The sequence below is a fragment of the Candidatus Tisiphia endosymbiont of Metellina segmentata genome (assembly GCF_964030715.1).
In the GTDB taxonomy this organism is placed as follows: Bacteria; Pseudomonadota; Alphaproteobacteria; order Rickettsiales; family Rickettsiaceae; genus Tisiphia.
Genome location: NZ_OZ034919.1, coordinates 894,188 through 919,870 on the forward strand (window position 1 = coordinate 894,188; position 25,683 = coordinate 919,870).

18 protein-coding genes and 2 tRNA genes are annotated in these 25,683 nt (G+C 32.5%); 9 read left to right on the plus strand and 11 right to left on the minus strand.

Annotation, left to right across the window (positions count from 1 at the left end; genetic code table 11):
• Positions 1-3: 3 nt before the first annotated feature.
• Both AAHM80_RS04600 and AAHM80_RS04605 read right to left on the minus strand, forming a co-directional pair.
• Positions 4-1,704, minus strand: coding sequence for a hypothetical protein (locus AAHM80_RS04600; protein ID WP_342259413.1), 1,701 nt, complete (start codon positions 1,702-1,704; stop codon positions 4-6).
• Positions 1,705-1,843: 139 nt separating this feature from the next.
• A tRNA-Val gene (locus AAHM80_RS04605) sits at positions 1,844-1,920 on the minus strand.
• A 279-nt stretch (positions 1,921-2,199) separates the two neighbouring features.
• On the opposite strand from AAHM80_RS04605, the gene cmk reads away from it, so the two are divergent.
• The 3 genes from cmk (at position 2,200) to murA (ending at position 6,324) form a co-directional block, all read left to right on the plus strand.
• Entirely contained in the window at positions 2,200-2,850 is a 651-nt protein-coding gene (gene cmk / locus AAHM80_RS04610) for a (d)CMP kinase (protein ID WP_342259414.1), read from the plus strand.
• A 171-nt stretch (positions 2,851-3,021) separates the two neighbouring features.
• On the plus strand, positions 3,022-4,767 hold the full coding sequence (locus AAHM80_RS04615) for a 30S ribosomal protein S1 (RefSeq protein WP_341755057.1): 1,746 nt from the start codon (positions 3,022-3,024) through the stop codon (positions 4,765-4,767).
• A gap of 282 nt (positions 4,768-5,049) precedes the next feature.
• On the plus strand, positions 5,050-6,324 hold the full coding sequence (gene murA, locus AAHM80_RS04620) for a UDP-N-acetylglucosamine 1-carboxyvinyltransferase (RefSeq protein WP_342259415.1): 1,275 nt from the start codon (positions 5,050-5,052) through the stop codon (positions 6,322-6,324).
• A 319-nt stretch (positions 6,325-6,643) separates the two neighbouring features.
• Here murA and AAHM80_RS04625 read toward each other — a convergent pair whose 3' ends face one another.
• Complete coding sequence (locus AAHM80_RS04625) at positions 6,644-7,147, minus strand: CarD family transcriptional regulator (protein WP_342259416.1); 504 nt, start codon at positions 7,145-7,147, stop codon at positions 6,644-6,646.
• Between the two features lie 399 nt (positions 7,148-7,546).
• Between AAHM80_RS04625 and AAHM80_RS04630 the strand changes: the two genes are divergently transcribed.
• Both AAHM80_RS04630 and AAHM80_RS04635 read left to right on the plus strand, forming a co-directional pair.
• A tRNA-Cys gene (locus AAHM80_RS04630) sits at positions 7,547-7,621 on the plus strand.
• A 21-nt stretch (positions 7,622-7,642) separates the two neighbouring features.
• Positions 7,643-8,572: a site-specific tyrosine recombinase XerD gene (locus AAHM80_RS04635; RefSeq protein ID WP_342259417.1), complete on the plus strand. Its 930-nt coding sequence runs from the start codon at positions 7,643-7,645 to the stop codon at positions 8,570-8,572.
• A 679-nt stretch (positions 8,573-9,251) separates the two neighbouring features.
• On the opposite strand, the gene AAHM80_RS04640 is transcribed toward AAHM80_RS04635, so the two are convergent.
• The 7 genes from AAHM80_RS04640 to AAHM80_RS04670 all read right to left on the minus strand — a co-directional run bounded on the left by AAHM80_RS04640 (position 9,252) and on the right by AAHM80_RS04670 (position 16,821).
• Entirely contained in the window at positions 9,252-9,977 is a 726-nt protein-coding gene (locus tag AAHM80_RS04640; protein ID WP_410521226.1) for an HD domain-containing protein, read from the minus strand.
• Between the two features lie 134 nt (positions 9,978-10,111).
• Positions 10,112-11,884, minus strand: coding sequence for an ABC transporter ATP-binding protein (locus tag AAHM80_RS04645; protein WP_342259418.1), 1,773 nt, complete (start codon positions 11,882-11,884; stop codon positions 10,112-10,114).
• Between the two features lie 16 nt (positions 11,885-11,900).
• The gene (locus AAHM80_RS04650) at positions 11,901-13,151 is read right to left on the minus strand and encodes an MFS transporter (protein ID WP_342259419.1); all 1,251 of its coding nucleotides are present in this window, start codon (positions 13,149-13,151) and stop codon (positions 11,901-11,903) included.
• A gap of 22 nt (positions 13,152-13,173) precedes the next feature.
• Positions 13,174-14,508: an MFS transporter gene (locus tag AAHM80_RS04655; RefSeq protein ID WP_342259420.1), complete on the minus strand. Its 1,335-nt coding sequence runs from the start codon at positions 14,506-14,508 to the stop codon at positions 13,174-13,176.
• 66 nt (positions 14,509-14,574) lie between these two features.
• On the minus strand, positions 14,575-15,135 hold the full coding sequence (locus AAHM80_RS04660) for an IS630 family transposase (RefSeq protein ID WP_342259390.1): 561 nt from the start codon (positions 15,133-15,135) through the stop codon (positions 14,575-14,577).
• Positions 15,129-15,629, minus strand: a complete 501-nt coding sequence (locus AAHM80_RS04665) for a helix-turn-helix domain-containing protein (RefSeq protein WP_342259385.1) — start codon at positions 15,627-15,629, stop codon at positions 15,129-15,131. The genes AAHM80_RS04660 and AAHM80_RS04665 overlap by 7 nt, the downstream gene beginning before the upstream one ends.
• A 250-nt stretch (positions 15,630-15,879) precedes the next feature.
• Positions 15,880-16,821, minus strand: a complete 942-nt coding sequence (locus AAHM80_RS04670) for an IS110 family transposase (RefSeq protein WP_342259421.1) — start codon at positions 16,819-16,821, stop codon at positions 15,880-15,882.
• A gap of 244 nt (positions 16,822-17,065) precedes the next feature.
• On the opposite strand from AAHM80_RS04670, the gene AAHM80_RS04675 reads away from it, so the two are divergent.
• Positions 17,066-18,529 (plus strand): UDP-N-acetylmuramoyl-L-alanyl-D-glutamate--2,6-diaminopimelate ligase, encoded by a 1,464-nt coding sequence (locus AAHM80_RS04675; RefSeq protein WP_342259422.1) that lies wholly within the window; start codon positions 17,066-17,068, stop codon positions 18,527-18,529.
• Between the two features lie 31 nt (positions 18,530-18,560).
• Positions 18,561-19,601, plus strand: a complete 1,041-nt coding sequence (locus tag AAHM80_RS04680; RefSeq protein WP_342259423.1) for a hypothetical protein — start codon at positions 18,561-18,563, stop codon at positions 19,599-19,601.
• Between the two features lie 13 nt (positions 19,602-19,614).
• On the opposite strand, the gene recF is transcribed toward AAHM80_RS04680, so the two are convergent.
• Positions 19,615-20,697: a DNA replication/repair protein RecF gene (recF, locus tag AAHM80_RS04685; RefSeq protein ID WP_342259424.1), complete on the minus strand. Its 1,083-nt coding sequence runs from the start codon at positions 20,695-20,697 to the stop codon at positions 19,615-19,617.
• Between the two features lie 444 nt (positions 20,698-21,141).
• Between recF and mutS the strand changes: the two genes are divergently transcribed.
• Both mutS and recJ read left to right on the plus strand, forming a co-directional pair.
• Positions 21,142-23,817: a DNA mismatch repair protein MutS gene (mutS, locus tag AAHM80_RS04690; RefSeq protein ID WP_342259425.1), complete on the plus strand. Its 2,676-nt coding sequence runs from the start codon at positions 21,142-21,144 to the stop codon at positions 23,815-23,817.
• Between the two features lie 16 nt (positions 23,818-23,833).
• Positions 23,834-25,642, plus strand: coding sequence for a single-stranded-DNA-specific exonuclease RecJ (gene recJ, locus AAHM80_RS04695; RefSeq protein WP_342259426.1), 1,809 nt, complete (start codon positions 23,834-23,836; stop codon positions 25,640-25,642).
• The last annotated feature ends 41 nt before the right edge of the window (positions 25,643-25,683 follow it).

Below are 25,683 nucleotides of genomic sequence, written 5' to 3' on the forward strand. Positions count from 1 at the left end.
TTTTTAAGTAGTAATCTTGTAATTATCATTCCAGCCAATTAATTCAAAACTACAGTTTTGAGCTTGAAAAGCAGTTTTTAGGTCTTGCATGTGACGATTTCTAATGTAATAATCATAAAAAGCTGAAGTAGACTTGAGAATTACTTTTTTATTGATGTTATCTTCTTGTACCACTATTAATGTACTAAAGGTAGCGATATCAATATATTTATTGTATCGTTCAATTAAAAATTTTCTAGCTTTATACCATAATGAATCAGGATTTAATTGCTTAGCTAGTTCAAGCAAATAAGCATTATTTTCATCTTTAATATTATTTTCTTGTGTTGCTGATATAGATTGCTTGTATGGTATAATTTGTAACGTTGTTATTTTATTACCATACACCATTTGTACTTGCTGTAATATTTTAGTTTTAATATGTTCTGATAAGGCAATATCTTTTAACAATTTGAACTGAAATTGATCCCCTAAAACTTTACCAAATGTACAAGAAGTTAACAACTGATAAGCTGTATCAGTATCAAAAGCACCAGAAATTTTACGTTTTAATTGGGCTTGCTGGCTATTATTAGCACTATATTCTATCTTCTGTAAGTACTGCTCTTTAGCTTTATTCTCATCACTAGATTTAAATTGGAAATTGCTAGAATTAACTTTAGTAGTTTCTCGTAGTTCATGGCTTAAGGCTTTAGCCATATAGTTCAAAAGCACTTTCTTATGACCAAAATGATGATTTGAATATTCCTCAGCTAGCTTTAATAGCAACTTGTTGATAAAGTCTAAGTTAAATTCTCGATTTGATTTAATCTGCAATAAATCAGCATCTTCTTGAGTTAGAGGATAGAAATCAGCTAATCCTTTTCTTCTGAACCAGCTATTTTTATGTTTTATAACTGGCATAACTGAATTATTAGAGCAATTTGATGCTACTGGTGCCTGATGTTTGTGTGAAACTTTTTGAACAACTTTTTGTAGTGTTGTACTGAGTGGCAAAGCAGTTGTAATAGGATTTTCAGTAGATGATCTAGTATTATCAACTACTTGTGGCTGATCTAATAGTTTTTGTTCAAGATTTTGTTGTGGTAATTGTTGGTTATTATCAATTTGATTTATTTCATTTTTTAAAGTTTCAGATTTGTTATATCTAGATTTATTAGATATATCTTTATTATTATCTATATATATAGAGTGTTCCAAACTTTTTTGGGGTTGAGGCAAAAATTCTTTGGGGTTGACCCCAAAGTTTTTTGGAGTTGAAGCAAAAATTTTTTCATTTTTAGATGGTATTTTATTAGAAGCAGGCTGGAAATTTTTAGCAAGTTTAATACAAGGAGTATTACGACACTTAATGCCATATTTGATTACTGTTGCGTTATAAACTTTAATAAAGCCACTTTTTTGCAACTCAAGTAGGCATTGTCTTACACGTTCTTGACAAACACTTAAGTTTTCTTGAAAGAAATGATAGGTTTCCTTAAGTTCATCAATGCTATTATTATGATAGATTTGTAAGCGAAAAACTATTAGAGATAGAAGCTGCCTTGCAGTTTTACTTAATATTTTTCCGTTATGAGATGAAAGATTATTCCATTCAGGTGGGATAAAATTACCAACAAAATTATAGAAAATGATTGAATTTTGATCATCAAAATTATGCGTTGCACAATCATTAGTAACATGCGATGAGCATATAGTGAGCATAAGACCTCAACTTAAACATCAGTTTAGAAGAGGCACTCAAGGTAATTATACTCTCATTTTTAAAAACGCGATGAGCATATAGTGAGCATAAGGAGTATGTAGGTAAAATTGGTATATTATGAAAAGCTTGGAGATATGGTGGTGGGCGATAGAGGATTCGAACCTCTGACCTTTACGATGTCAACGTAATGCTCTAACCAACTGAGCTAACCGCCCTTGCTTTTCTGATTTAATTTTATACTTAAAACAACAAAGTATACTCTTCTGCTTTAAAGAATTGCTTTTCCAAGTACTTGCAGAGTCTATCGCGTACTCACGTAGCAAATGTACGCCTAGTCCGGTTACCCCTTGTTTGTTGTCCCAATTCTTCAAATCATTTGAAATATATATTAAGTTTTCATAGTAACATGTCTAATCCATAATAGCTTCAATTTCAAGTTTTATTTGCATTATTTTAAATATTCAGCTAGAATTCAGCATAAAATTATTAAGTAAATGACCTTAAAATCTCAAGCTTTTAATATTAGCAATAATTTTGTAGTGGCACTGGATGGTCCAGCAGCATCGGGTAAGAGTACAATTGGTCAAATGTTAGCACAAAAACTTAAGCTTACTTACTTTCAATCAAGTATTGTATATAGAAGCCTTGCTATTTCTTGTATAAACCAAAAAATTGATCTTACTGACATAAATGGAATAATTGAATTATCCAAATCTACGGAATATGTACAAAATTCAGAACTTGATAGTGAGATTGTAGGTAATGTAGCATCAAAAATTGCTATTATACCGGAAGTAAGAAATAACCTAGGAAAATATCTAGGAAAATTAATAAAAACAACTCCTAGAATTATAATGGAAGGTAGAGATATTGGAACAGTAGTGTCCCCAAATGCTGACTTAAAGATTTTTATCAGAGCAGATATTGTTATTAGAGCAAAGAGAAGATATAAAGAGTTGCAAGAAAAAGGAGGAGAATATATATTTGATACAGTTTTGGAACAACTAAAAATAAGAGACAAACGGGATATAGAGCGTGATATTGCTCCAACTCTTCCCCCACAAGGAGCTTTAGAAATTGATACTTCTTATCTATCACCAAAAGAAGTGATTGATAAGATCATGGAGTTTATTTCAGTTAGGTAACATCAACATATTTTATGTGCCATAGGTTGTTTTATCTACATTTTATTAACCATTCATAGTTAATTTAGTTGAATTTGATTACTTAAGGCAAAGAACAACTTGCTTATGTAAATTCAAGTCAATTAACTATAATTTTTATACTAGACGGCACAACTAGTATTAGAGAATAATATGCAAAAATTTAAGAAAAAATTTGTTTCTCAGCTTGCTGAAATTAGCATTCAATCTCACGAAGATTTTGCACAAATGCTTGAAGCCGTAAGTACTAGTCACGTAAAAGAAGGTACTGTTGTCAAAGGTCAAGTAGTAGGGATTGCTAAAGGCATTATCATAGTTGATGTTGGATTAAAGAATGAAGGCAGAGTTCCTATAGAAGAATTTGCTCTAGTTAGTAATCAACCTTTACCAGAAGTTGGCGAGATAGTTGATGTATATATTGAGAAAATTGAAGGACGTAACGGTAGAACTATATTAAGTCGTGAAAAGGCCATTAGAGAAGAATCATGGGGACATTTAGAAATTGCATGTGCCAATAAACAGTTTGTTGATGGTGTAATATTCGGACGTGTTAAAGGTGGATTTACTGTTGACGTATCAGGGGTTGTTGCCTTCTTACCTGGAAGTCAGGTAGATGTTAGACCAATAAAAGATATTGCTTCGTTAATGGGTATCAAGCAGCCATTCCAAATTTTAAAGATGGATAAGAAACTTGGTAATATCGTAGTTTCTAGAAGAGCTATACTTGAGGAATCAAGATCTGAGGCTAGAGACGAAATGTTATCGAAAATTAAGGAAGGAATAATATTAGATGGTACAGTAAAAAATATCACTGATTACGGTGCGTTTATTGCTTTAGGTAATTCAGGTAATGTAGACGGTCTATTGCACGTTACTGATATTTCATGGAGCAGAATAAATCACCCTTCTGAAGTTTTATCTCTAGATCAAAAGGTTAGGGTTATAGTTATAAAATTTAATGAAGAAACTAAGAGAATTTCACTTGGTATGAAGCAACTTGATCATAATCCATGGCAAAGTATAAAAGAAGAATTCCCCGTTGGCAAAATAATGACTGGCAAAGTAACAAATATTGCTGATTATGGGGTATTTATTGAATTAAAAGATGGTATTGAAGGACTCGTTCATTCAAGTGAAATTAGTTGGGTAAAATCAAATCAACATCCTAAGAAAATGCTTACTATTGGTCAAGAAGTTCAATTCACAATTCTAGAAGTTGATACCGATAAACATAGAATATCTCTAAGTATTAAACAGTGTCAAGATAACCCAATTATTGGGTTTGCACATAGTCATGCAATAGGTAGTATAATTAAAGCACCAATACGAAATATCACTGACTTTGGTATGTTTGTAGCACTTGATGACAACATTGATGGTATGATTCATGAAACAGATATAAGTTGGGAAGGCAATGGTACTGAGCTGTTAAAAACATATAAAAAAAATGATCAAATAGAGTGTAAAGTCTTATCAATTGATATTGAAAAGGAACGTATAAGCTTAGGTATTAAACAACTAAGCTTTGACCCCCAGCAAGATGAATTTGGCATGTACAAAAAAAATATGGTCGTTACTTGCTCAGTTACTGAAGTTAAAGATGATGGGATAGAAGTTATTTTAGACGACAAAATACCGGGCTTCATCAAAAAAGCTGATCTTTCTAGTGAAAAAGCTGATCAAAAAACTGAAAGATTTGTTCCTAATGACAGAATTGATGCAAAAATCATTACCATTGATAAGGCATCTCGTAAAGTTACTTTGTCAATAAAAGCACTTGAAATAGAAAAGAGAGAAAAAGCTATCAAAGAATATGGTTCTGCTGATAGTGCTGCTAGTCTAGGAGACATACTTGGAACAGCTCTTGACAATAAAGGAGAGAAAAACGGTAAAACTTGATATTGATTAGACTTTGGCAAACTCACTTATGCTGAGGAATTTAAAGAAGCCACGGAATATTGACCCGCAGCGGACGATGATGTATGTGAGGAGCAGAGTGCCGATAGCACGAATAAGTTACCAACAAAAGTAGAGTTTGTCAAAGATATCTATTATTGTTTTGTAGCAAAATCGAAGCCTTTACTTCAATTTTGCTACTCAATTTTTACCTTTTTACCTAAAAACTTGAAAAGTGGTAAACTAATTTACAAGTTTTTGTTAAGTAATATATAGGATTTTTCCATGGACAGTTTGATAATTAAAGGCGGTATCCCTCTTGAAGGTAGTATTAGCATTAGTGGTGCTAAAAATTCGGCCCTACCAATTATGACTGCAGCATTACTTACAGATAAGCTTAGTATTAACAATGTTCCAAAGCTTACTGATATTCTCACAATGAAAAAATTACTTGAGAATTTAGGTAGCGTTGTTACTGTAACTGATCATCAAGATCAATTGAGCATGGATATCGACAGCAGCAATATTAATAATTTTACTGCACCATATGATATAGTACGTAAAATGCGTGCTTCTATTTGGGTTCTAGGGCCTCTACTCTCTAGATTTTCTAAAGCTAAGGTTTCCTTACCTGGAGGATGTGCTATAGGTGCTCGACAAGTGGATCTACATGTAGCAGTTCTACAAGCTATGGGGGCAAATATTGACGTCGATCATGGTTATATTAATGCTACAATTAAAGGTAGATTAAAAGCTGTACATTTTGTTTTTAATAAAATATCTGTTGGAGCAACAATTAACGCCATAATGGCTGCTACTTTGGCTGAAGGAGAAACAATATTATTTAACTGTGCTAGAGAACCAGAAATCATTGATCTGTGCCATTGTCTTAGCAAAATGGGTGCAGAAATAGATGGAATTGCTACAAACGAAATAAGAATAATTGGTAGATCTCATTTAAAAAATGTCAATTATTCAATTATGCCGGATCGTATTGAAGCCGGTACTTACATGATTGCTGCTGCTATTACTAAAGGCAATTTAAACATTTATGGAATCAGCAATAATATCGTTGAAAATATAGTATTAAAGCTTATTGAAGCTGGTATAGAAATTTTACCTATTGATAATGGTTTAAGAGTCTCTTATGTAGGTAAATTAAATCCTGTGGACATCCATACAAACCCATATCCAGGTTTTGCAACAGACTTACAAGCTCAGTTTATGAGCCTTATGACTCTTTGCAAAGGTTCTTCTATAATTACAGAAAATATTTTTGAGAATCGCTTTATGCATGTTCCTGAATTATGCAGAATGGGTGCAAATATAACAGTTAACGGAAAGAGTGCTATAATACGGGGTATACCTTTTTTGACAGGAGCAGAAGTAATGGCAAGCGACCTCAGAGCATCAGTATCCCTAGTATTAGCTGGACTTGCCGCCAACGATACAACAAGAATACACCGAATCTACCACTTAGATCGTGGATACCAAACATTGGAGAAAAAACTAACCAGTTGCGGGGCAAATATAGTACGAATTACTGGAGATAATATTTAAATAAATTTATTCTACTTAGGTAGAACTTCAAGAATTAAGATTCCCGTGACCTAAAGATTGAAGCTGCCCCATTACTCATGTACGTTACGCTGCTCGACTTTGCTACTGCCTAGCTCTTCCTGAAGTTATATACTCTTCTGCTTTGAAGAATTGTTTTTTGAAAATATCATGGATTCGCATGCGTAACTATACTGTATGTACGCCTAGCATGCTCACCATTCATTTTCAAATCCAATTCTTCAAATCATTTGAGTATACTATCGTCTATCAACTCTTGAAATCATAGCAGTATATCACCTCGGGAAAATGAATTTTCAATTTACGCAGCGAGCTTATCTCTCAATACTTCAATTAATTTATTAATTGCTTCGTCAGGATTTATATTCTCAAGAATTGCAAGCTCCCCAGCTAGCCTATTTAAGGCTGATTCATAAATAGTCCTTTCACTATAAGATCGGTCACTATCAACATTCTTATAGAGATCTCGTACCACTTCTGCTACAGATACTACATTACCAGAATTTATTTTACCCTCATATTCTTGTGCTCTTCTACTCCACATCCTATTACCTTGCTTAGCTTTACCCTGAAGCGTTGAATATATTACAGCTAAATCAGTTTTACTAACAAGTTTTCTAAGACCCGAAATAGCAGCTCTGTTTACCGGTACTTTCAAAGTCATTTTGTCTTGAGGGAATGATATTACATAAACCTTAATATCAGTACCAGCTATGACTTGGTGTTCTACATTTACTATCTCTCCAACTCCATGAGATGGATATACAATTCTTTCTCCTACTTTAAATTCAGACGATGTTGACATGCTTACTCCTTTCCATTATAAAAACTTAGACCATGGTCAATTGATTTGAATTTGTGTCAGTGAGTTGCAAATAATTAAATCATAACTATAGATATTTTGCAAATCACAATACTAAAGATAACACTCCCTAAATATACTTGAATGTGACTCCAAATTAGATTTGAAAATGAGGAGAGAACACACTAGACGTACATACGGTACGGGAGTCCTTGATATTTTCAAATAACAATTCTTCGAAACAGAATTAGTATACAATACAGACTAATTTTACTCTGTGGTAGTATAGCATATTTTAGAAGGATAACAAAGTATAAGTTATAAAAAAATATTACCCTACCTAAAACAAAAGAAAAATAAGTTGCCTTTTGCTCTAATATTGGTTAGTATCTCAGCTCTTTAGGCTAGGTAGCAAAGTGGTAATGCCGTGGACTGCAAATCCTCAATGCGCCGGTTCGATTCCGGCCCTGGCCTCCATTAAAACAAACTGTACGTAATATGGTAGAGTTTATCGAACAATTCCTAGAAATGATGATAGCGGAGCGTGGTGTAGCTAATAATTCCGTACTTGGCTACAAAGGTGATCTGTTAGATTTCCAGAAATTTTTATCACAGAATAAATTGTTAGAGCTGAATATTAAAGCTGAAAATATTAGAGACTGGATAGAATATTTGGCGGGAAATGGCTTGCAGGCAAGATCAATCAACCGGAAGATATCCACTATAAAAAACTATTATGAATTTTTAATTAGCGAAAAGCATACCAATTATAATCCTGCTTTGATGGTAGATTTACCAAGATATCAAGCTAAACTTCCTTCTACATTATCAATTGATAAAATCAAAGATTTACTTTTCTATTGCAATCAAGACAAAAACCCTGATTCCATACGCCTAAAAGCAATGATTCATTTATTATATGCAAGTGGGTTACGTGTTTCTGAGCTTGTCAGTATAAGGTTAACTGATATTTTAGTAAATCAAATGTCCCAAAATATTAGAAAAATATTTTCAATAATCGGTAAAGGTAATAAAGAAAGAATGGTGATAATCAATGAACAGGCTACCATAAGTTTGTCTGATTATTTAACTATTCGTAGTAAATTTATAAGCAAAAAACACCCTAAAAGTCAAATTTATTTATTTTGCTCTTCTTCAACTAATGGTCATATGACTAGGCAGAATTTCGCAATTCTGTTAAAACAAGCATCTATTAAGGCTGGGCTAGACCCAAGTAATATCTCCCCACATACTTTACGTCACAGTTTTGCAAGCCATTTGTTAGAAGGCGGTGCAGATCTTAGGGTAATTCAAGAACTACTTGGACATGCTGATATTAGTACTACCCAAATTTATACACATATACAAACAAAGCATCTAAAACAGGCTTTAGATCATCATCCGCTTAAATTATCTACACTCAAATGATGTAAAGAATTAGAGCGTAAAACAAGGGGTGAATGAGCATTTTCTAAAATAGCAATTTATAGTTTAATCCTCTTTGGGGATGATGATTGTCCCATTTTTTAACTTTTAAAGTCGTGCTTACCACGCCTCCTAGCAATAACGAAATAGCTATGGTTAAAACATTTCCAAGTTAATAAAAAAACAATATTAGCTCTTTTTTTCTTACAATGTGCTTTACCTGTAGGTTTTGATTTTATTTATATATATTGTAGTAATATTTTACAAAATAACTTTGGTTATACAATTGCTGAGGTTATTCATCATAATTTTATTCTATGTCTAATACAGCTCTTGGTCGTATCAATATTATCTTATTTAAGTTACAAAATATATCCACTATTAACCATGAAAATTATACTCATAATATGTTCTATTTTTATCATATTTTGTCCATATTTTTTAAATAATCTTCATTCTCCGTTTGAGTTATTTTTAATTCAATTCTTTATCATTTTATTTAACGAATGTTTAGGTCCTGCTATGCCAATTATTTATAAACATTTTCCTGTATTTAAACGTTTCACCTGTGCTAGCATTATATTCGCTATATCACGTGCTTTCGTATCCGTTATTACTGCTTTTGGCTTCACTTATCTTGTTAACCATTTTGGCTATTGGGGATTATGGGTTATTATGATCCCTACAATTGTGGGGTTCGCATACGGGCTATTACATTTTGAAAAGTTGGAGAAAGTGGCGAATTATCCATAGAATTTTGATGATTATGTTGATCAAACTGCTGTATGGATAAATTTTTATAACATAATGCAGTTAAGTCTTGTGTTATTGTTGGTATTTTTAAATGCATAGCAATGATTATAAAATTTTTTACGGTTTCTTCAATAATCTTCCTAGCTTTTTCAGGTGATTTAACTCCTAGAGTTTGTAAGTTGTGAACTCGGTCAAATAATTTAATCAATGCCACATCATATTTTTCTTGTTGAAGTAATATATCTAATGTTTCTGCCGAGCTAATCTTCCCGTGAGACTTGTTCCTGCTTAAGTCTTCTACTTGACTAGCAACCTGCTCCCCAAAGATATAGGCAATCATCTTTTTGGTAAGTTTTGTATCCTCAATGGTGTCATGCAATATGCTGGTAACAAGAATGTCAGTGCGGTAAAGATAATCAGAGATCATATACGCCACCTCTAGTGGATGAGAGTAATAAGGCTCGCCTGACTGCCTCATTTGGCTGCCATGATATTTCTTGGCGTAATAAATAGCCTTTTTAACCTCATCAATATCTATTGACCGGTTTATTTTCTCATTCATCTTACGTAATTTGTCCAGTAACCTAGTAGCATATTGACAAGGTGCATACTTTGAGTTGTCCCAATAATTAATATCTTCTTCCATAAAAACCATAAATATTTTTTATATTCAATTTATAGATTAAACTAAAATATAAATTATTACCAAGGATTTTTTATCTATTTTTAAAAAAGATGAATGTTTTTGCATTTTGTTGTTGTATAAATAGACAGTTACTCCCTTTATGTTCACTTATCCCCCTCCTCTAATTCCTTATGATATAATTTATAATATTCCGCTTTATTGTTCATAAGTTGTGAGTGAGTTCCTTGTTCAAATATCATACCAGATTTCATAACAACTATATGATCAACATCCTTAATGCTCGATAAACGATGTGTTATAATTAGGGTGGTTTTATTCTCACGAATATTTACTAAAGAATTTAGAATTAATCGCTCAGAATTTTGGTCTAAAGAGCTTGTTGCCTCATCCCAAACTAAAATTGCTGCCGGCTTCAAAAATGCTCTGGCTATCGCTAAACGTTGACGCTGCCCACCTGAAAGTGTTGTACCTTGATTGCCAATCATCGTATCATAGCCAAATGGAAGGTGCGAAATAAATTCATCAGCATCAGCATATTTTGCCGCGGTAATAATTTCACTGTGAGTAGCATTTGGATTACCATAAGCAATATTTTCTGCAACACTAGTGTCAAATAATGTAGTATCTTGCGTTACTAAAGAGATTTGCCGTCTTAAAGAGTCAATTTTTATGTCTTTAATATCGTAATCATCAATTACAATTTGTCCACTAGTTGGATTATAAAATCTTACTAATAAATTAGATAATGAAGTTTTGCCGCTACCAGAACGCCCAACAAAAGCTGTAGTTTTCCCTGGCATTATTTTTAGATTAACGAGCTTTAAAGCTACTTTATCATTAAATTTTAGCTCGACATTGTGAAAAATTATTTGCGGATTAACTAATTGAACATTTTGAGCATTTACACTATCTTTAATAATAGGCTCAGTATCTAGAACGTTAAAAACTCTTTTTGTTGCAGCAATACCCTCTTGTAAATTTACATTTAAAGAAACCAAGCTTTTAAAAGGTCTATAAGCTGCAAGAAAGGCAGTAATAAAAGCAAAAAATGCTCCTGGTGTAGTTTCTCCTTTTATGACTAACAATCCACCGTACCAAATAAGCCCTCCAACTGTAATACCACTTAACACTTCCATGATTGGTGAGACCAATGCATCCAATTTTGCAGTTTTCTTTAAAAAATGTAAAATATTACTAGAGAACAATAAAGCTCGATTGCTTTCAATTTTCTCTCCTAAGAAAGACTTAACAATTTTAATTGACTGAAAAGTTTCATCTAACCTAGAAGTATAATTAGCTAATTCCTCTTGAGCTTGTCCTGATATTCTACGAATTTTTCTCCCTAATTTCTGTATTGGATAAATTGCTAGGGGAAATGCTAGAAATACTATACAAGATAACCTAGGTTCTAACTTAAACATCACTATGATAAGGCCTACTACTGTCAAAAAATATTTCGCACATCCTACTAGTAAATTTGACACAGCACCACGCATCATGGCAATATCGTTAGTAAAGCGTGATATTAAACGCCCTGATGATTGAGATTGAATAAAGAGAGTATCGGCAAATAATAGATGTTCATACATTTTAATTTGTAAATCAGTTAGAATTCTCTGACCGATAAATTTAACTAAATAACTTGAATAATATTCAGCTATCCCTTTAATAGTAAATGTGATCACTACCATTAACGGCAAAAATAATAACATTTGACGATTGCCGATTAAAAATATTTGATCAATAGTTGGTCGCACTAAATCAACGATACAAGCCGTACACACAGCCGTAATTACCATACAAAATACTGCCATGCCGATCTGTTTTAGATAAGGTCTTACATGATCAACTATTAACCTTCTTAAAGTATTATAGGCACTATAGTCATAATTTATTAGGTTATGTTTTTTTTGCAAAATTCTCTCCTTAGATCTAGTGGTTTGTTATAACGTTTGTACTATACAGAAAAATTACTGTACTGAACAATATTAGTAATAATAGCATAAAAAATCCTAGCACTAAGTATATTGCATTAAAATATTGCCATAATAACATACAAAAAAATGGTGTTGTTGATGAAAGTATCATACCGCCAAGTGAATGGGATAGACTACACATTCTTGCCCTAATATTAGTTATAAACATAGATTGGACAATAATTTGTAATGGCACTACGTAAAATGGGGCAAGTCCGATAAGCATTACTGGGAAGTAAATTACCGAGATTTCTTTATATAGTAAAAATTGTACAATAATTATCACTAACAAACTTAATGATAATGCGATGATAATTTGTTTTTTAGGGTAAAATCTATCAGCTAAAAAACCAGACAATACTGACATAATAGCGTAAATGCTTATTAAAGCTATATTGATAATTTGAGCTTGATTGCTATCCATAATTAATGCACTTTTTACAGCAAATACTCCCCAAAAATAAATTAGAAAATGGTAAATACCTCCTATGCAACCACTTATTAATATTGCTATAATAAATTTTTTAAATGAATCTTTGATAATCTTTGTTAAATAAAAAAAGTTATAATCTGGAGATTTATGATCCTTTTTAGAATTTAAGAACTCCTCACTTTCATGAAAATAGTGCCTTAGAAATATTATAAATAAGCCAAAAATTCCACCAATAATAAAATTTGCCCGCCATAAATAAGCTGCTGAGTCAAATTCTGTAGAAAAATGATAAATTGTTGCAGCAAGCAATGCTCCAACCTGACTACAAAATGACACGATACCACTAGCACAATTTTTGCTAGTCTTACCTACTTTTTCTACAACGTAAATTTTTATAGCATCACTTTCTCCTGCTAAGCTCATTAAAAATGTCATACGACAAAATATTAAGATTATTGTAGCCACTATGCCAATTCTATCAAAATTAGGGGTTAATCCTATAAGAATTGTAGAGATAGTAGCCAAAAATACTGAGATTTTAACTGATACAACTCTACCATATTTATCACTGATAAAACCAAAAATGATCGAGCCTATGGGACGAGCTATTACAGCTATGCTGAATATAGCAAAAAATAATAATATCTGCCTATCATTTGATCCTAGAGGTAAAAAATTCTTGGATAGAACTGCTGCCGAGAGACCAAAAAGAGCATAATCATAATAACGCACAATTGTTGTAAAAAAAGCAATTAGGAATGCCGGTCTTGTCATACATCTATATCTATTATGTTTTTCATGGTATACTCCTCACTGCCCATATAGTAGCTAAAGTAATCATTGCAATGTAAATTCCTATAGATATAGAAGAACCAGTAAAATGCCAAAGAGCTATACATATTGAGGGAGTAAATCTTCCAAATATTGAAGTACCTATAGCATCACCAATACTAACCAGCATATATTTATCTGAACCATGGAATAGACTATTAAGCCAATAATTTAGTGGGCATAAGAAAGTTACCCCTAATGTAATAATCCATAAACGAACAAAATTAATATACCCTAAAGAGGCGTCAGACATATATAACCACAATGGTACTATGCTAACAAATAAAATGTTAGTACTGATGATCATTACATTTGCAGGACGATATTTCTTAACCAAAGACCCTATTATTGGAATCATTGCTGCATCTATAATTAATAAGATTGTATTAAAAGTCATCATCATCTCCAAAGATATAGAGGTAATAAGAGGTATAAAACTATTCATCACGACAAAAGGTATCACATATGTCATATAGGAAAAGCCACTAACTATAGACACACGCAGAATATTGCACTTATTATTCAATATCACATTTGATATATAGCTAACAAAGTCATTGCAAGCAATAGTAAGCCCATGAAGCAATCCATTCCTCATTTTTCTGGATTTTTTCATTGCTACTAAAGTAGCTTCTTGCAATGACGTTTGTGAATTTGACATAATGTTAGTCAAGTTAGCTATATAAGATTCTTGTTCTATTGCTCTTTGAGATATATTGGAATAACGTCTAAGATAAACCCCTACAATCCCTGTACTCCCTCCTAATATGAAACATAAACGCCAATATTCATGATGATTAGAACTAATCAGAATTGTACTAACAAAAGAGGCAATAATAAGTCCAAACATTGTTGATAACTCGTATAGATAGGATGCTTTCACTCCTTGAGTTTGCGTCTTATTTTCTACAATATACAATTTGGCAATACAATGTTCTCCTTCACCAAAAATTGCTAACATCATTCGAATAATGAGCAGCATCAATGGTGAGAACCAGCCAATCATTTGATAAGTTGGTATAACTCCTATTAACATAGTAGTAACAGCAACGCCTATTAATGAATAGGATAGAGCCAAAGCTGCTCCTCGTTTTCTTACAATTATACTAAAAATTATTGCCCCAATTGGTCTAGTAATTATTGAAGTTGCTAGTACGCTATAAGTTAAGATCAAAGCAACTATAGGATCGTCTTTGGGGAAAAAGATTATTGATAAAATTGGAGCAAGAAAACTATAAATAGCCGTATCAAAATGATCTAGACTATTACCTATTAAAATTGATAAATCTTTCTTTTTCATGAGGAATCCTTAAAATTCTTATCAAAAAATTATCTATTAATCCTATAGTTATACCAATTGCAATAATTAACACGGTGTATTTATCCAGTCTCTATACATAATTGATTTTACTAAATCTACATTATGAGCAAATTGATTCCAAGCGTAACAAGCCATAGTGACGATATCTTCATATACACCATAACATTGGTTAGACAAGAAATGATTTTTGATCCATTCCCAAACTTGTTCCATTGCATTAAGTTCCGGTGCATAGGGCGGAAGCGGTATCAAAGTGATATTGCTTGGCACAGTTAGTTTTTTGGCTGTGTGCCAACCTGCATTATCCGTTAGTAAAGCTATATGTCGGTTGCCTTGAATACTGCGAGAAAGGTCTTCTAAGAATTTATTCATTGCCTGTGTATTTGCATATGGTAAAATTAATGCAAAAGCTTCTCCTGTATCATGGCAAGCAGCTCCATAAATATATGTTGAAATGAATTGCTGTTGCCGAACTTTACGGGGTCTAGTGCCACGCTTAGCCCATATACGAGTTAAGCTACCTTGTTGCCCAACTCGAGTTTCATCCTGAGACCATATATCAACTTTACATCTATCGATATTTTTTGATAATAATTCTGTTAGCATGTCTGGGAAGTTTTTTTATATGTATTTTGAGTCTCTTGATTTGACTTTGGATGCATTGAACGAGAAGTAATCCAGCTAAAACCAAGGCGGTGCATAGTATTGTAGACTGTTTTTAAAGTACATTTAGCACCATATTCCTCAAGTAACATGATATGTAGCTCCTTTCCAGTTATATACCCACCAGTTTTACTTTCACTGAGCGTATTGATTTTATCAAAAAGAGCAGACTCTTGTATAGTGTTAATCTTCCTAGGGGCACCGCTTCTTTGTGATTCAAATAATCCTTCAAAACCATGATTCCTAAATCTTCTGAGCCATGATTGCACAGTTTTCCAGTGTGACTTCACTATTTCAGATATGGCTTTAAAAGATTTGCCTAATTGAAGGTAATACATCGCCAATAAACGTATACGATTTCGACCATGCGGCTCATGTTTCATCATTTTTATAAAATCATGACCATGAAAACCTTGCGGTAATATTAACCTAGCCATTTGAGTACCTTTATCAGTTAAAAACCCATTTTACACCACTGCGTTAATTATTGCAATTGGTATTAAACCCATAGGATTAGGTGATAAAGAACATAACGATTGTAAATTGTCATTCCCGTATAGGTGGGAATATAAATACCTGATTTCGCAGGTATGGCACAAAGTTTGTATTAGCTAATTCAATAGATTTCACTATAACTCTTTACATAGCAATTATCTTTTATCTAAATTTTATAAAAATAGATAAATATTATTTAATAACAAAAACACGTTTTTGTTGAATAAGTTTATGGCACACTTCAAGTAACTTACGCATACAAGCAACTATCGCAACTTTCTTAGGTTTAAAATTATTAACAAGCCTATCATATAAAATTTTTAAATATTGGAAACCATTCTTACCAGCTAATACTGCAATGTATAAAGCATCTCTAGGTATTTTCCTGCCTCCTCGAATAAATCTTCGTCCTTGCTTATTACCACTATCACGAGCATATGGAGCTATACCAACAATTGATGACAATTCATTGCTACTATAATTTTTATCCCCTAATTCAGGTACAAAACTAATTAGTTTTGTAGCTAAACATTTACCAATACCAGGTACAGTCTCTAATATTTTTACCTTCTCTTTTAACTCTTCTGACTCATCTATTGTTTTGTTTAACTTTTTATCAAGCTCAGCTATTTCATTCTGTAAAAATTTAATGAGCTTTTCTATACTCTCTTTATCAATACCATCAATGCTATGATGTAGTCTTTTCTTTTCATTGCTAAGCATTAATACTAAATCTTCTCGTCTTTGTTGACATCTCTTCAAAGTCTCTGATTCAACTTGATATATATAATTCGCTGAAAGCTGCATCTTATCCGCATAATATGCTAATTTAAATGCATCCTTCCTATCAGTTTTACACAAATTCACCGATTTACTAAAAGAATTAAAACTATATGTATTGACCTTATGTATTTGTTGGTTATTATTATCCAGCTTTTGACAAATCTCAGCTTCGTATCCTCCAGTAGGTTCACATATTATTAGCTTAATCTCTTGCTCTTTTGCTAATTTAATCATCTCTTCATGACCAGCTGCATCATTGGCAAAACGATGATATTTAGGTTTATCTCTTGTATTATATACACATATATCAAGCCAGTTTTTACTTACGTCTAGACCTATTATTTTATTCATGATATAATCTCCTTCTTCTTATTGTGCAAGGCTGCTCTTTTTAAGACCACCTTCTGCAATTTGTTCAAGGTAAACTACCAAAAAGAGGGTACTTATTCTCTTAGCGACTATTTTAGTCAAGGTCTATTCAAGTCACCCTCTTTAATTACTTATAACACATTCTTAAGATATAAGGCTCTTACACCTGATAAACACACTTATATAGATTAAGAATTAATTAGGCTACATTTAAATTGTAGAAATTATGCAAAAATTATTTGACTATTTAAAAATTACCTCTCAGCTGAACTCTCAAAGTTTGTTTTTTGACTCTAGATTAGCTAAAGCTGGTGACATATTCTTCGCCATTAAAGGAGCAAGTTCGGATGGTAATAAGTTTATTGATGATGTAATAAACAAAGGAGTAAAATTCATTATTACCGATGATGCTGAAAGTTTAAAAAACCCTAACATTATCGCTAATGGTGTACATATAACGCTTGTAAGTGATGCACGGGTGGCACTAAGCCAAGCTGCTAATATTCTCTACCCTTTATTACCACAATATATGGTAGCTGCTACTGGTACTAACGGTAAAACCTCGGTAGTATCCTATTGTAGGCAACTATACACATTACTAGGAATACCCAGCTGTTCTATCGGAACCATTGGCGTAGAATGTTCGGGTGGTTTGGATTTAACAAGCATCCAAGAAATTTTAGACAAATCCCCGGCTCTTACTACTCCTGATCCTGTAACTTTGAGGCATATTCTACATAAGCTAGCTGAGAATGGCACAAAATATCTAGCTTTTGAGGCTTCTAGCCATGGTCTAGAACAACAAAGATTACTTGGTATAAAAGTAGATGCTGCCTGCTTTACTAGTTTTAGTCAAGATCATCTTGACTATCATAAGAATATGGATAATTATCTTTTAGCCAAGCTAAAATTATTTACAGATAATTTATCGCAGACAGGAGTTGCTGTATTAAACTCGGAAATAGAACAATTAGATTATATCAAAAGTTATTTACAGGAACGTAATATAAAATTTTTAACCGTTGGTATGAATGGTGATCTAAAAATTATCGACAGGACAATTTGTACTTATAACGGGCAGAAATATAATTTTACTACCGATATAGTTGGTAGTTTTCAAGCAACCAACTTGCTGATTGCCGTTATGATGGTGCATTTGACTGGCTTTCCTTTTGAACAAGTCATATCGAAATTACCACAAATTAAAGCAGTTAAAGGGCGTTTAGAGAGAGTAGCTAATAGCAATATTTTTATTGACTATGCTCACACTCCAGATGCCTTAGAAAAAAGCTTGCTAGAACTAAAAAAAATAAAATCAAATAAGGGGTTATTGAAAGTAATTTTTGGTTGTGGCGGGAATAGAGATAGTGGTAAAAGAGCATTAATGGGGGAAATTGCGGCGAAAATTGCTGATGAGGTTATTATCACTGACGATAATCCGAGGAATGAAGACCCAAAATCAATACGGCAGCAAATTATACAAGGTATTATAGCTATCACTAATAGTTTTATAGAAATAAAAAATAGAAAAATTGCAATTATTGAAACAATAAATAATCTACAAGAAGATGATATTTTGCTGATTGCCGGCAAAGGTCACGAAAATTATCAAATAATCGGTAATAAAAAACTACCATTTAGCGACTTCGATATAGCCAAGGAAGCTCTACAAAGCAGAAAAAGATTTTGAATTAAAAAATATCAACTAATAATAAAATGATATGCAAATTTTTAGAATATTCTTAGTCTCCTTCTATATAATTCTACCATCCTTATTAACTATGCATTCTGTATATGCCACTCCATTTAACCATCCAGAAACATGGAAAAAAGTTGATATCTCAAAATTACTTAAAACATCTACAATACACCATATAGAACCTATGAGAAAGTTTCTCACAGAGAAAGGTAAAAAAGCGGAATTCAATGGAGAAGTTTTTTTAGTTACTTTAGATGATCAGGTAAAAGCTGTCTTTAAAAAATTACCTGCAGATGATTTAGGAGATGCACAAGCTGAAGTAGCAGCGTATCAAGCTTCTCTAATTCTAGGTTTCCCTCATATTCCTCCAACAGTAATGCGTAAAATTAATGGAATGACAGGATCATTGCAACTCTACATTGATACTAAAATTGATCCTTTAGTACCTGAAGAGTATGAAAAAGCTCTTCAAGAGGTTTCCATAGAAGATCAAATGAACCTACGAACTTTTTACTTTATTTTTGGGCAGTGGGACTCTGGATCACATAATTTATTAATATTTAAAGATATTAATAAAACATATTTTATTGCAATAGATAATTCAGGTATTCGTAATCGCCAACATGTTAAATTTGGTGAACTTCCTTTTGTTAGAGTACTGTATAGTGATAAATTAAACACCAATGATTATGACAAACCATTTCCTTTTGATAAAGCAGAGGTTATTGATCTCCCTAATGAAGAAAAGCTAAAACAAAGATTTAAAAAACAAATACCTCCTACCTTTTACAAAAATTTTCAGTCTTATAACAAACCTTTGCGGTTTGTTATTTATCAAAATAGCCTATGGCGTCAATATCATGCATTTGATAAGAGTTTTATAATATCTTATCCAACACAATGTTATGACGACACTATAAAAGCTATAAAAAAATTAGACTTACCTATTCTTAGAAAGATTTTTATAGCAGCAAAAGGTTCTGATTTTTTAAATAATTCTTACCTTAATGCTATATTAGAACGCCGTGATCAAGTTTTAAGGCATTGCCTTAAAATTAAATAAAAGAAATTTCATACTATAATTTTATTAATTCGGCTTTTTTTGTTAAAGATTCTATGCCATTTAAGTCAGTTGCAGTCACCCATAGCTGTAATCCTAATTCTAGGAAGAAATCAATTAAGTACTGTCTCCTTTTGTTATCAAGATGTACAAAAACCTCATCTAACAGTAAAATAGGCATAGCAATGTTTTCTTTAATAGAATAATTAACTTGGGCAAGTATTATGGCAATGAGCATAGCCTTCTGTTCACCGGTGGAACAGTGTTTAACTAAGGCATTTTTTTCTTTATGAATAACTACAAAATCACTTTTATGTACTCCAAAATTAGTTCTATTAGATATCTTATCACGAACACGAGACACCACTAACTCATTTTTTATAAAATCAATATCTATTTCAGAATTTTTTAATATTATATCTTCTATAACCCCATTAATTGATAAAATAGCTTTAGGAAAATCATTATCCAAATCTGAGATAGCTTTTTGCATATGTTCTAAAATTTTTAGCCTATTAATAGCGATCTCAATTGATAATTCCGCCATTTTTTCTTCAACCACTCTTAGCCAATTTGTATCCACTTGGTCTTGTGCTAGTATTTTGCTACGTTCATACATATAATATTCGTATTTACTAACTATTCCTGCATGCGATGGATTAAAGTTATAAACAATCCTGTCAAAGAATTTACGCCTATCGCTAATACTGGAAGAAAAAATACCTTCCATTTGGGGTGTAAGCCAAATCATAGCAGAGAACTTACTTAGTTCATTATTTTGTATTTTAACACCGTTAAATTCCGTAAAACGTCTATTAGATTCACGCTTTAAATTAGTTGAAATTTCAACTAAGCCAAGTTTACTGTGTAATAATGCATAAGCTAAGCAATGATCTTCTCCCCTTTGACAAATATCATCTAATTTAGCTGATCTCAAACCTTTACCAGGTGAAAATAGTGATATTGATTCTAAAATGTTAGTTTTTCCACTACCATTCCCCCCTATTAGTATAACAGGATTATTACCAGCACTAATATCTAAATTCTGAAAATTACGATAATTTAATAATTTTAATTTTTGTAGATAAATATTATGCATAACTTATTTGAAATAGTGAGAAAAAAACCTAATCAATTAAAATCAAAAGCTCTTTTGAATCTAAACATATACTGCTATACTCAAATGATTTGAAGAATTGGATTTGAAAATGAATGGTGAGCATGCTAGGTGTACATATAGTATAATTACGCATGCGAATCCATGATATTTTCAAAAAACAATTCTTCAAAGCAGAAGAGTATATAATTTCAAGAGTGGGTAGACGATAATAACTTCAAGAAGAGCTAGCTGTGCTGTGATATTTAGGGTACGATGACCTTAATTCTTGAAGTTCTATACCCTTCGCCTTTCAAGTGTTGGCGTTGTGGCACGATGGGACTTCGCGTAGGAACAACGGTTTGACTACGCCTAGCCAACTCTTGAAATTCATCGGGTATACCTGAGTATATACTCAAATCTAATTCAAACAACTAAAATATATCCATGACTTTATCCATGTCTTTAGAAGAATTTCGCCATAAATATAATTATGATCAATCAACAAAGATGATGCAACAATATTTAGACATCAAATTTGCCAATCTTGATTGTCTTCTATTGTTTAGAATGGGTGATTTTTATGAAATGTTTTTTGATGATGCAGTTCTTGCCAGCCAAGTTTTAGGTATTGCTCTTACCAAAAGAGGGTCTAATGGAGACTCTGAGATTGCTATGTGCGGAGTACCCCATCATGCTCTTGAGACATATTTAAATAAATTAATTGAAGAAAATTACAAAGTTGCTATTTGTGATCAACTAGAAACACCGGAAGAGGCAAAGAAACGCGGTGGCTATAAAGCTGTAGTAAATAGGGATGTAACGCGTATCATCACTCCAGGTACTGTTACTGAGGAATCTTTAATTGATGTTTGTGAACCTAATTATTTGGCAAGTTTAGTTTTACTAAAAAACGGAGCATCAATTTGTTACGTTGACATCTCTACTTCAGAAATTTCAGTTATAGAGATTCCGCAGAATGAGATTATCAACGAACTATCACGTCTTAAGCCTAAAGAGATTTTACTTAGCGAAAATTTGCAAGGAGGACAATTAGCTAATAGTATTCAGCAGCAATTACATTTCCGTGTCTCGTATCAAGTTGATAGTTTTTTTGCTCCTAAAAAATGCCATAAAATCATTTTAGATTTTTATAAAATCAATGATCTAAAAGCCATAGGCGAAATATCTGAATGTCAAATAAGTAGTATTGGTAGTATCTTAGAATATTTATCACTAACGCAAAAGCGAAATATACCTTCGCTACCTTTGCCTCGGTTGGTCAATTACCATAATTTTATGATTATTGATTCGGCGACTCGGCGGAATTTGGAAATTACTAATAATTTATTAGGAAAAACCAAGGGTAGTTTACTGGCCACTATTGATCACACAGTTACTAAGGCTGGTAGTCGTTTATTATATCACTTTTTATCTACACCACTAATAGATATTGATGAAATAAATTATCGACAAAATATCACAGAATTTTTTTATTCAAATATTGAACTAGTAGGAAATATTAAAAAGTTACTCAAGAAAACTGGGGATTTAGAACGTTGTTTGGCTAGAATTACCATGAATCGTGGCTGCGGGCGAGATCTGCTAAATATTAAATATACGTTAAATGCTGCACTGGAAATAAAAGGAGAGTTTATTTCCCATTATGGGCTAAATTTGCTAGATTATATAGAGAAGTTAATTAAACCTCTATCTGGAGATGAACAGTTATATTCATTAATAGATCAAGCAATTAGAGAGGATGCACCTAATACTATCAATGAAGGTGGGATAATAAATCATCATTATCATCCTAAAATACAAGAATTATATGACTTAATTAACAATGGCAAAGCCCATGTAGAAAAATTAAAGAATGTATATCGTCTTGATACTGGCATCGACACCCTAAAAATATCTCATAATAATGTACTTGGGTTATTTATTGAAGTTACCCTAAGACATAGTGATAAAATGTACGCATCAAAATTTATTCACCGGCAAACAACTTCTAATGCTAGTCGCTATACTACTATTGAATTACAAAAGTTAGAAAGCGATATGGTCAACGCTAGGAGTTTAGCGATTAATCTTGAACTAGAATTATATAAAAAAATATGCCAGCAAGTTATTGATAAAGCTATATTCTTACGATTACTTAGCTATTCCTTGAGTCAGCTTGATGTATTTTGTAATTTTGCTTATATTGCTGATGAATATAATTATGTCAAGCCTAGATTAAGCAATGATTTGAGTTTTGAGATTATTGAAGGGCGGCATCCAGTCGTTGAGCAAAGTTTATCAAATGATAAAAAAAGCTTTATTCACAATAACTGTACTTTATCGGAAGCTAATAGAATTTGGTTAATTACTGGACCTAATATGTCAGGTAAAAGTACTTTTTTACGGCAAAATGCCCTAATAGCCATATTAGCTCAAATTGGTAGTTTTGTGCCGGCTAAAAGTGCCAAAATAGGTATTGTAGACAAGATATTTAGTAGGATAGGTGCAGGGGATGATTTACAAGCAGGTCAATCAACTTTTATGGTGGAAATGCTTGAAACATCAGCTATTTTAGCACAATCTACTAAAAATTCTTTAGTCATATTAGATGAGGTTGGTCGTGGAACTTCCACCTATGATGGTGTATCAATTGCTTTCGCGGTGTTGGAATATATTCATGATAATCTCAAATGTCGATGTTTATTTGCCACGCATTATCATGAATTAACCAGCATGAGTAATTTTTTGCCAGCCTTGCAAAATTATACGGTGGCTATTGAGGAATTAGGGAAAGAAATATTATTTTTGCATAATATTATAGCAGGGATGGCTGATAAATCTTATGGAATTCATGTAGCCTACTTAGCGGGCCTACCAAAATCTGTTATAATTAGGGCGAATGACATTTTAACAAAATTAGAAAAAACCGCAACGTACAAAAGCAAAAATATATTAAACACTGAATCAAACAATTTAAGTTTATTTGACTTACCAATAGAGAGTAAAAAAGAAATAAAATTTAATAAGTTAGAAGAAGAAATTAATAAAATCGATCCCGATCAACTCTCTCCTAGACAAGCTTTAGAGTTGGTTTATAAATTAAAGAAACTAATTTTTTAAAATAGGGTTGCCTTACATGATAGTACCACTAGAACCCAAACGTTCAGTAAATGGAAAAATTTGGCAACAGCGATCAGTAAACGAGGATGATGTTTCAGAACTTTGTCGTTCTGTAGGAATCAGTGATTTTCTAGCACGGGTTCTATTTCCTCGCTTAGAGAACTTGTCACAAGCTATAGATTTTTTATCACCTAAGCTCAAGAATTTACTGCCAGATCCTTTTCATTTACTTGATATGCAAAAAGCAGTAGATAGGACTATAGAAGCTATTATAAATAAACAGAAAATCTGTATATTTGCTGATTATGACGTTGACGGAGCTACTTCTTCATCACTACTTAAGAATATATTTAGAGATTTGGGGCAAGAAGCTGATATTTATGTTCCAAACCGAATTGCTGAAGGGTATGGACCAACCCCAGCTGCTATGCAGAAAATTAAGGATAATGCTACTGAGCTACTTATTACTGTTGATTGTGGAGCAATGGCACATGAGGCTCTAAAATATGCAGCACAAGTAAAGCTTGATGTAATAGTTATCGATCATCACATTAGTAGTGATATATTGCCTGACGCTGTTGCTGTTGTTAACCCGAATCGTATCGATGAGACCAGTAGATATAAGTACCTAGCAGCTGTAGGAGTATCATTTTTATTTGCTACCGCCTTATTATCCGAGTTAAAAAAACAAAATTTCTTTACCGATATAGCTTCGTGTTCGATACAAAATAGTGTATATTCAAAATGCCATACTCTACCAAATTTAATGCAATATTTAGACTTAGTCGCACTTGGAACAGTATGCGATGTAATGAAGCTTATTCACTTAAATCGTGCTTTTGTTGCTCAAGGATTAAAAATCCTTGGTCAAAGAAAAAATTTAGGTATGAAGACTTTATGTGATGTTGCTGGTTTAAATGAAAAACCAAACTGTTATCATTTGGGATTTGTCTTGGGGCCTAGGATCAATGCCGGTGGAAGAGTTGGTAAATCATCCTTGGGTGCTAGTCTTTTATCTACCGAATGTGCAATAGAAGCAAATCTACTTGCACAGGAGTTGGAGAAACATAATAATGAGCGAAAAGTAATAGAGCTGATAATGATAGAGGAAGCTACTCAAATAGCTTTAACCCAAGAAAATGATAGTTCATTATTTATAGTTGGTAAAGGGTGGCATCCTGGTGTTATCGGCATTGTCGCTGGCAGATTAAAAGAAAAATTTAATAAACCAGTTGCAGTTATAGCTTTAAATAATGCAATCGGTAAGGCTTCTTGCCGTTCTGTCAAAAATGTTGATTTTGGTAGTAAAATTATCAATGCCAAGGCTAAAGATTTAATCATAGCTGGCGGGGGACATGCAATGGCAGCTGGATTTACAGTATTGGAAGAGAAATTACAAGAGTTACAAGAATTCTTAAATCACGCCTTTAAGATTGATATGAGTAATCAGAATAACCATATTTGTGAGGAATATGATGCGGAACTTACTACAAGTAGTGTAAATTTACCGCTAATGGATGAGCTAAGTAAACTCGAACCATTTGGCCAAGGAAATCATGAACCAATATTTAAATTCTCTAATCTTTTTGTATTAAAAGCTGACATAGTCGGTGGTAAACATATAAGATGTTTGCTTGCTCCTTCTAAGGAAACTTTTGGCTCTAAAGCACTTCCTGCTATTGCTTTTAATGCTGTATCTAGTCCTATAGAAAATATTTTACTTAATATTAAGTCATATAATATTTCTGTAATTGGTTCATTAAAAATGAACAGTTGGAAAGAGTCTAATACTATTCAATTACAAATAAAGGACTTGATAATATGATATTTGTTAGCTATAGAAAATTAAGAGGATGGATATACTCT

What these genes read in the sequence shown, in the direction of transcription:
- AAHM80_RS04670 (WP_342259421.1), bottom strand. Translation starts at nt 16,821, where the DNA reads ATGAATAAAATAATAGGTCTAGACGTAAGTAAAAACTGGCTTGATATA.
- AAHM80_RS04660 (WP_342259390.1), bottom strand. Translation starts at nt 15,135, where the DNA reads ATGCTAACAGAATTATTATCAAAAAATATCGATAGATGTAAAGTTGAT.
- AAHM80_RS04615 (WP_341755057.1), top strand. Translation starts at nt 3,022, where the DNA reads ATGCAAAAATTTAAGAAAAAATTTGTTTCTCAGCTTGCTGAAATTAGC.
- mutS (WP_342259425.1), top strand. Translation starts at nt 21,142, where the DNA reads ATGACTTTATCCATGTCTTTAGAAGAATTTCGCCATAAATATAATTAT.
- murA (WP_342259415.1), top strand. Translation starts at nt 5,050, where the DNA reads ATGGACAGTTTGATAATTAAAGGCGGTATCCCTCTTGAAGGTAGTATT.
- AAHM80_RS04650 (WP_342259419.1), bottom strand. Translation starts at nt 13,151, where the DNA reads ATGACAAGACCGGCATTCCTAATTGCTTTTTTTACAACAATTGTGCGT.
- AAHM80_RS04665 (WP_342259385.1), bottom strand. Translation starts at nt 15,629, where the DNA reads ATGGCTAGGTTAATATTACCGCAAGGTTTTCATGGTCATGATTTTATA.
- AAHM80_RS04600 (WP_342259413.1), bottom strand. Translation starts at nt 1,704, where the DNA reads ATGCTCACTATATGCTCATCGCATGTTACTAATGATTGTGCAACGCAT.
- AAHM80_RS04625 (WP_342259416.1), bottom strand. Translation starts at nt 7,147, where the DNA reads ATGTCAACATCGTCTGAATTTAAAGTAGGAGAAAGAATTGTATATCCA.
- AAHM80_RS04635 (WP_342259417.1), top strand. Translation starts at nt 7,643, where the DNA reads ATGGTAGAGTTTATCGAACAATTCCTAGAAATGATGATAGCGGAGCGT.
- AAHM80_RS04675 (WP_342259422.1), top strand. Translation starts at nt 17,066, where the DNA reads ATGCAAAAATTATTTGACTATTTAAAAATTACCTCTCAGCTGAACTCT.
- cmk (WP_342259414.1), top strand. Translation starts at nt 2,200, where the DNA reads ATGACCTTAAAATCTCAAGCTTTTAATATTAGCAATAATTTTGTAGTG.
- AAHM80_RS04655 (WP_342259420.1), bottom strand. Translation starts at nt 14,508, where the DNA reads ATGAAAAAGAAAGATTTATCAATTTTAATAGGTAATAGTCTAGATCAT.
- AAHM80_RS04680 (WP_342259423.1), top strand. Translation starts at nt 18,561, where the DNA reads ATGCAAATTTTTAGAATATTCTTAGTCTCCTTCTATATAATTCTACCA.
- recF (WP_342259424.1), bottom strand. Translation starts at nt 20,697, where the DNA reads ATGCATAATATTTATCTACAAAAATTAAAATTATTAAATTATCGTAAT.
- AAHM80_RS04640 (WP_410521226.1), bottom strand. Translation starts at nt 9,977, where the DNA reads ATGGTTTTTATGGAAGAAGATATTAATTATTGGGACAACTCAAAGTAT.
- recJ (WP_342259426.1), top strand. Translation starts at nt 23,834, where the DNA reads ATGATAGTACCACTAGAACCCAAACGTTCAGTAAATGGAAAAATTTGG.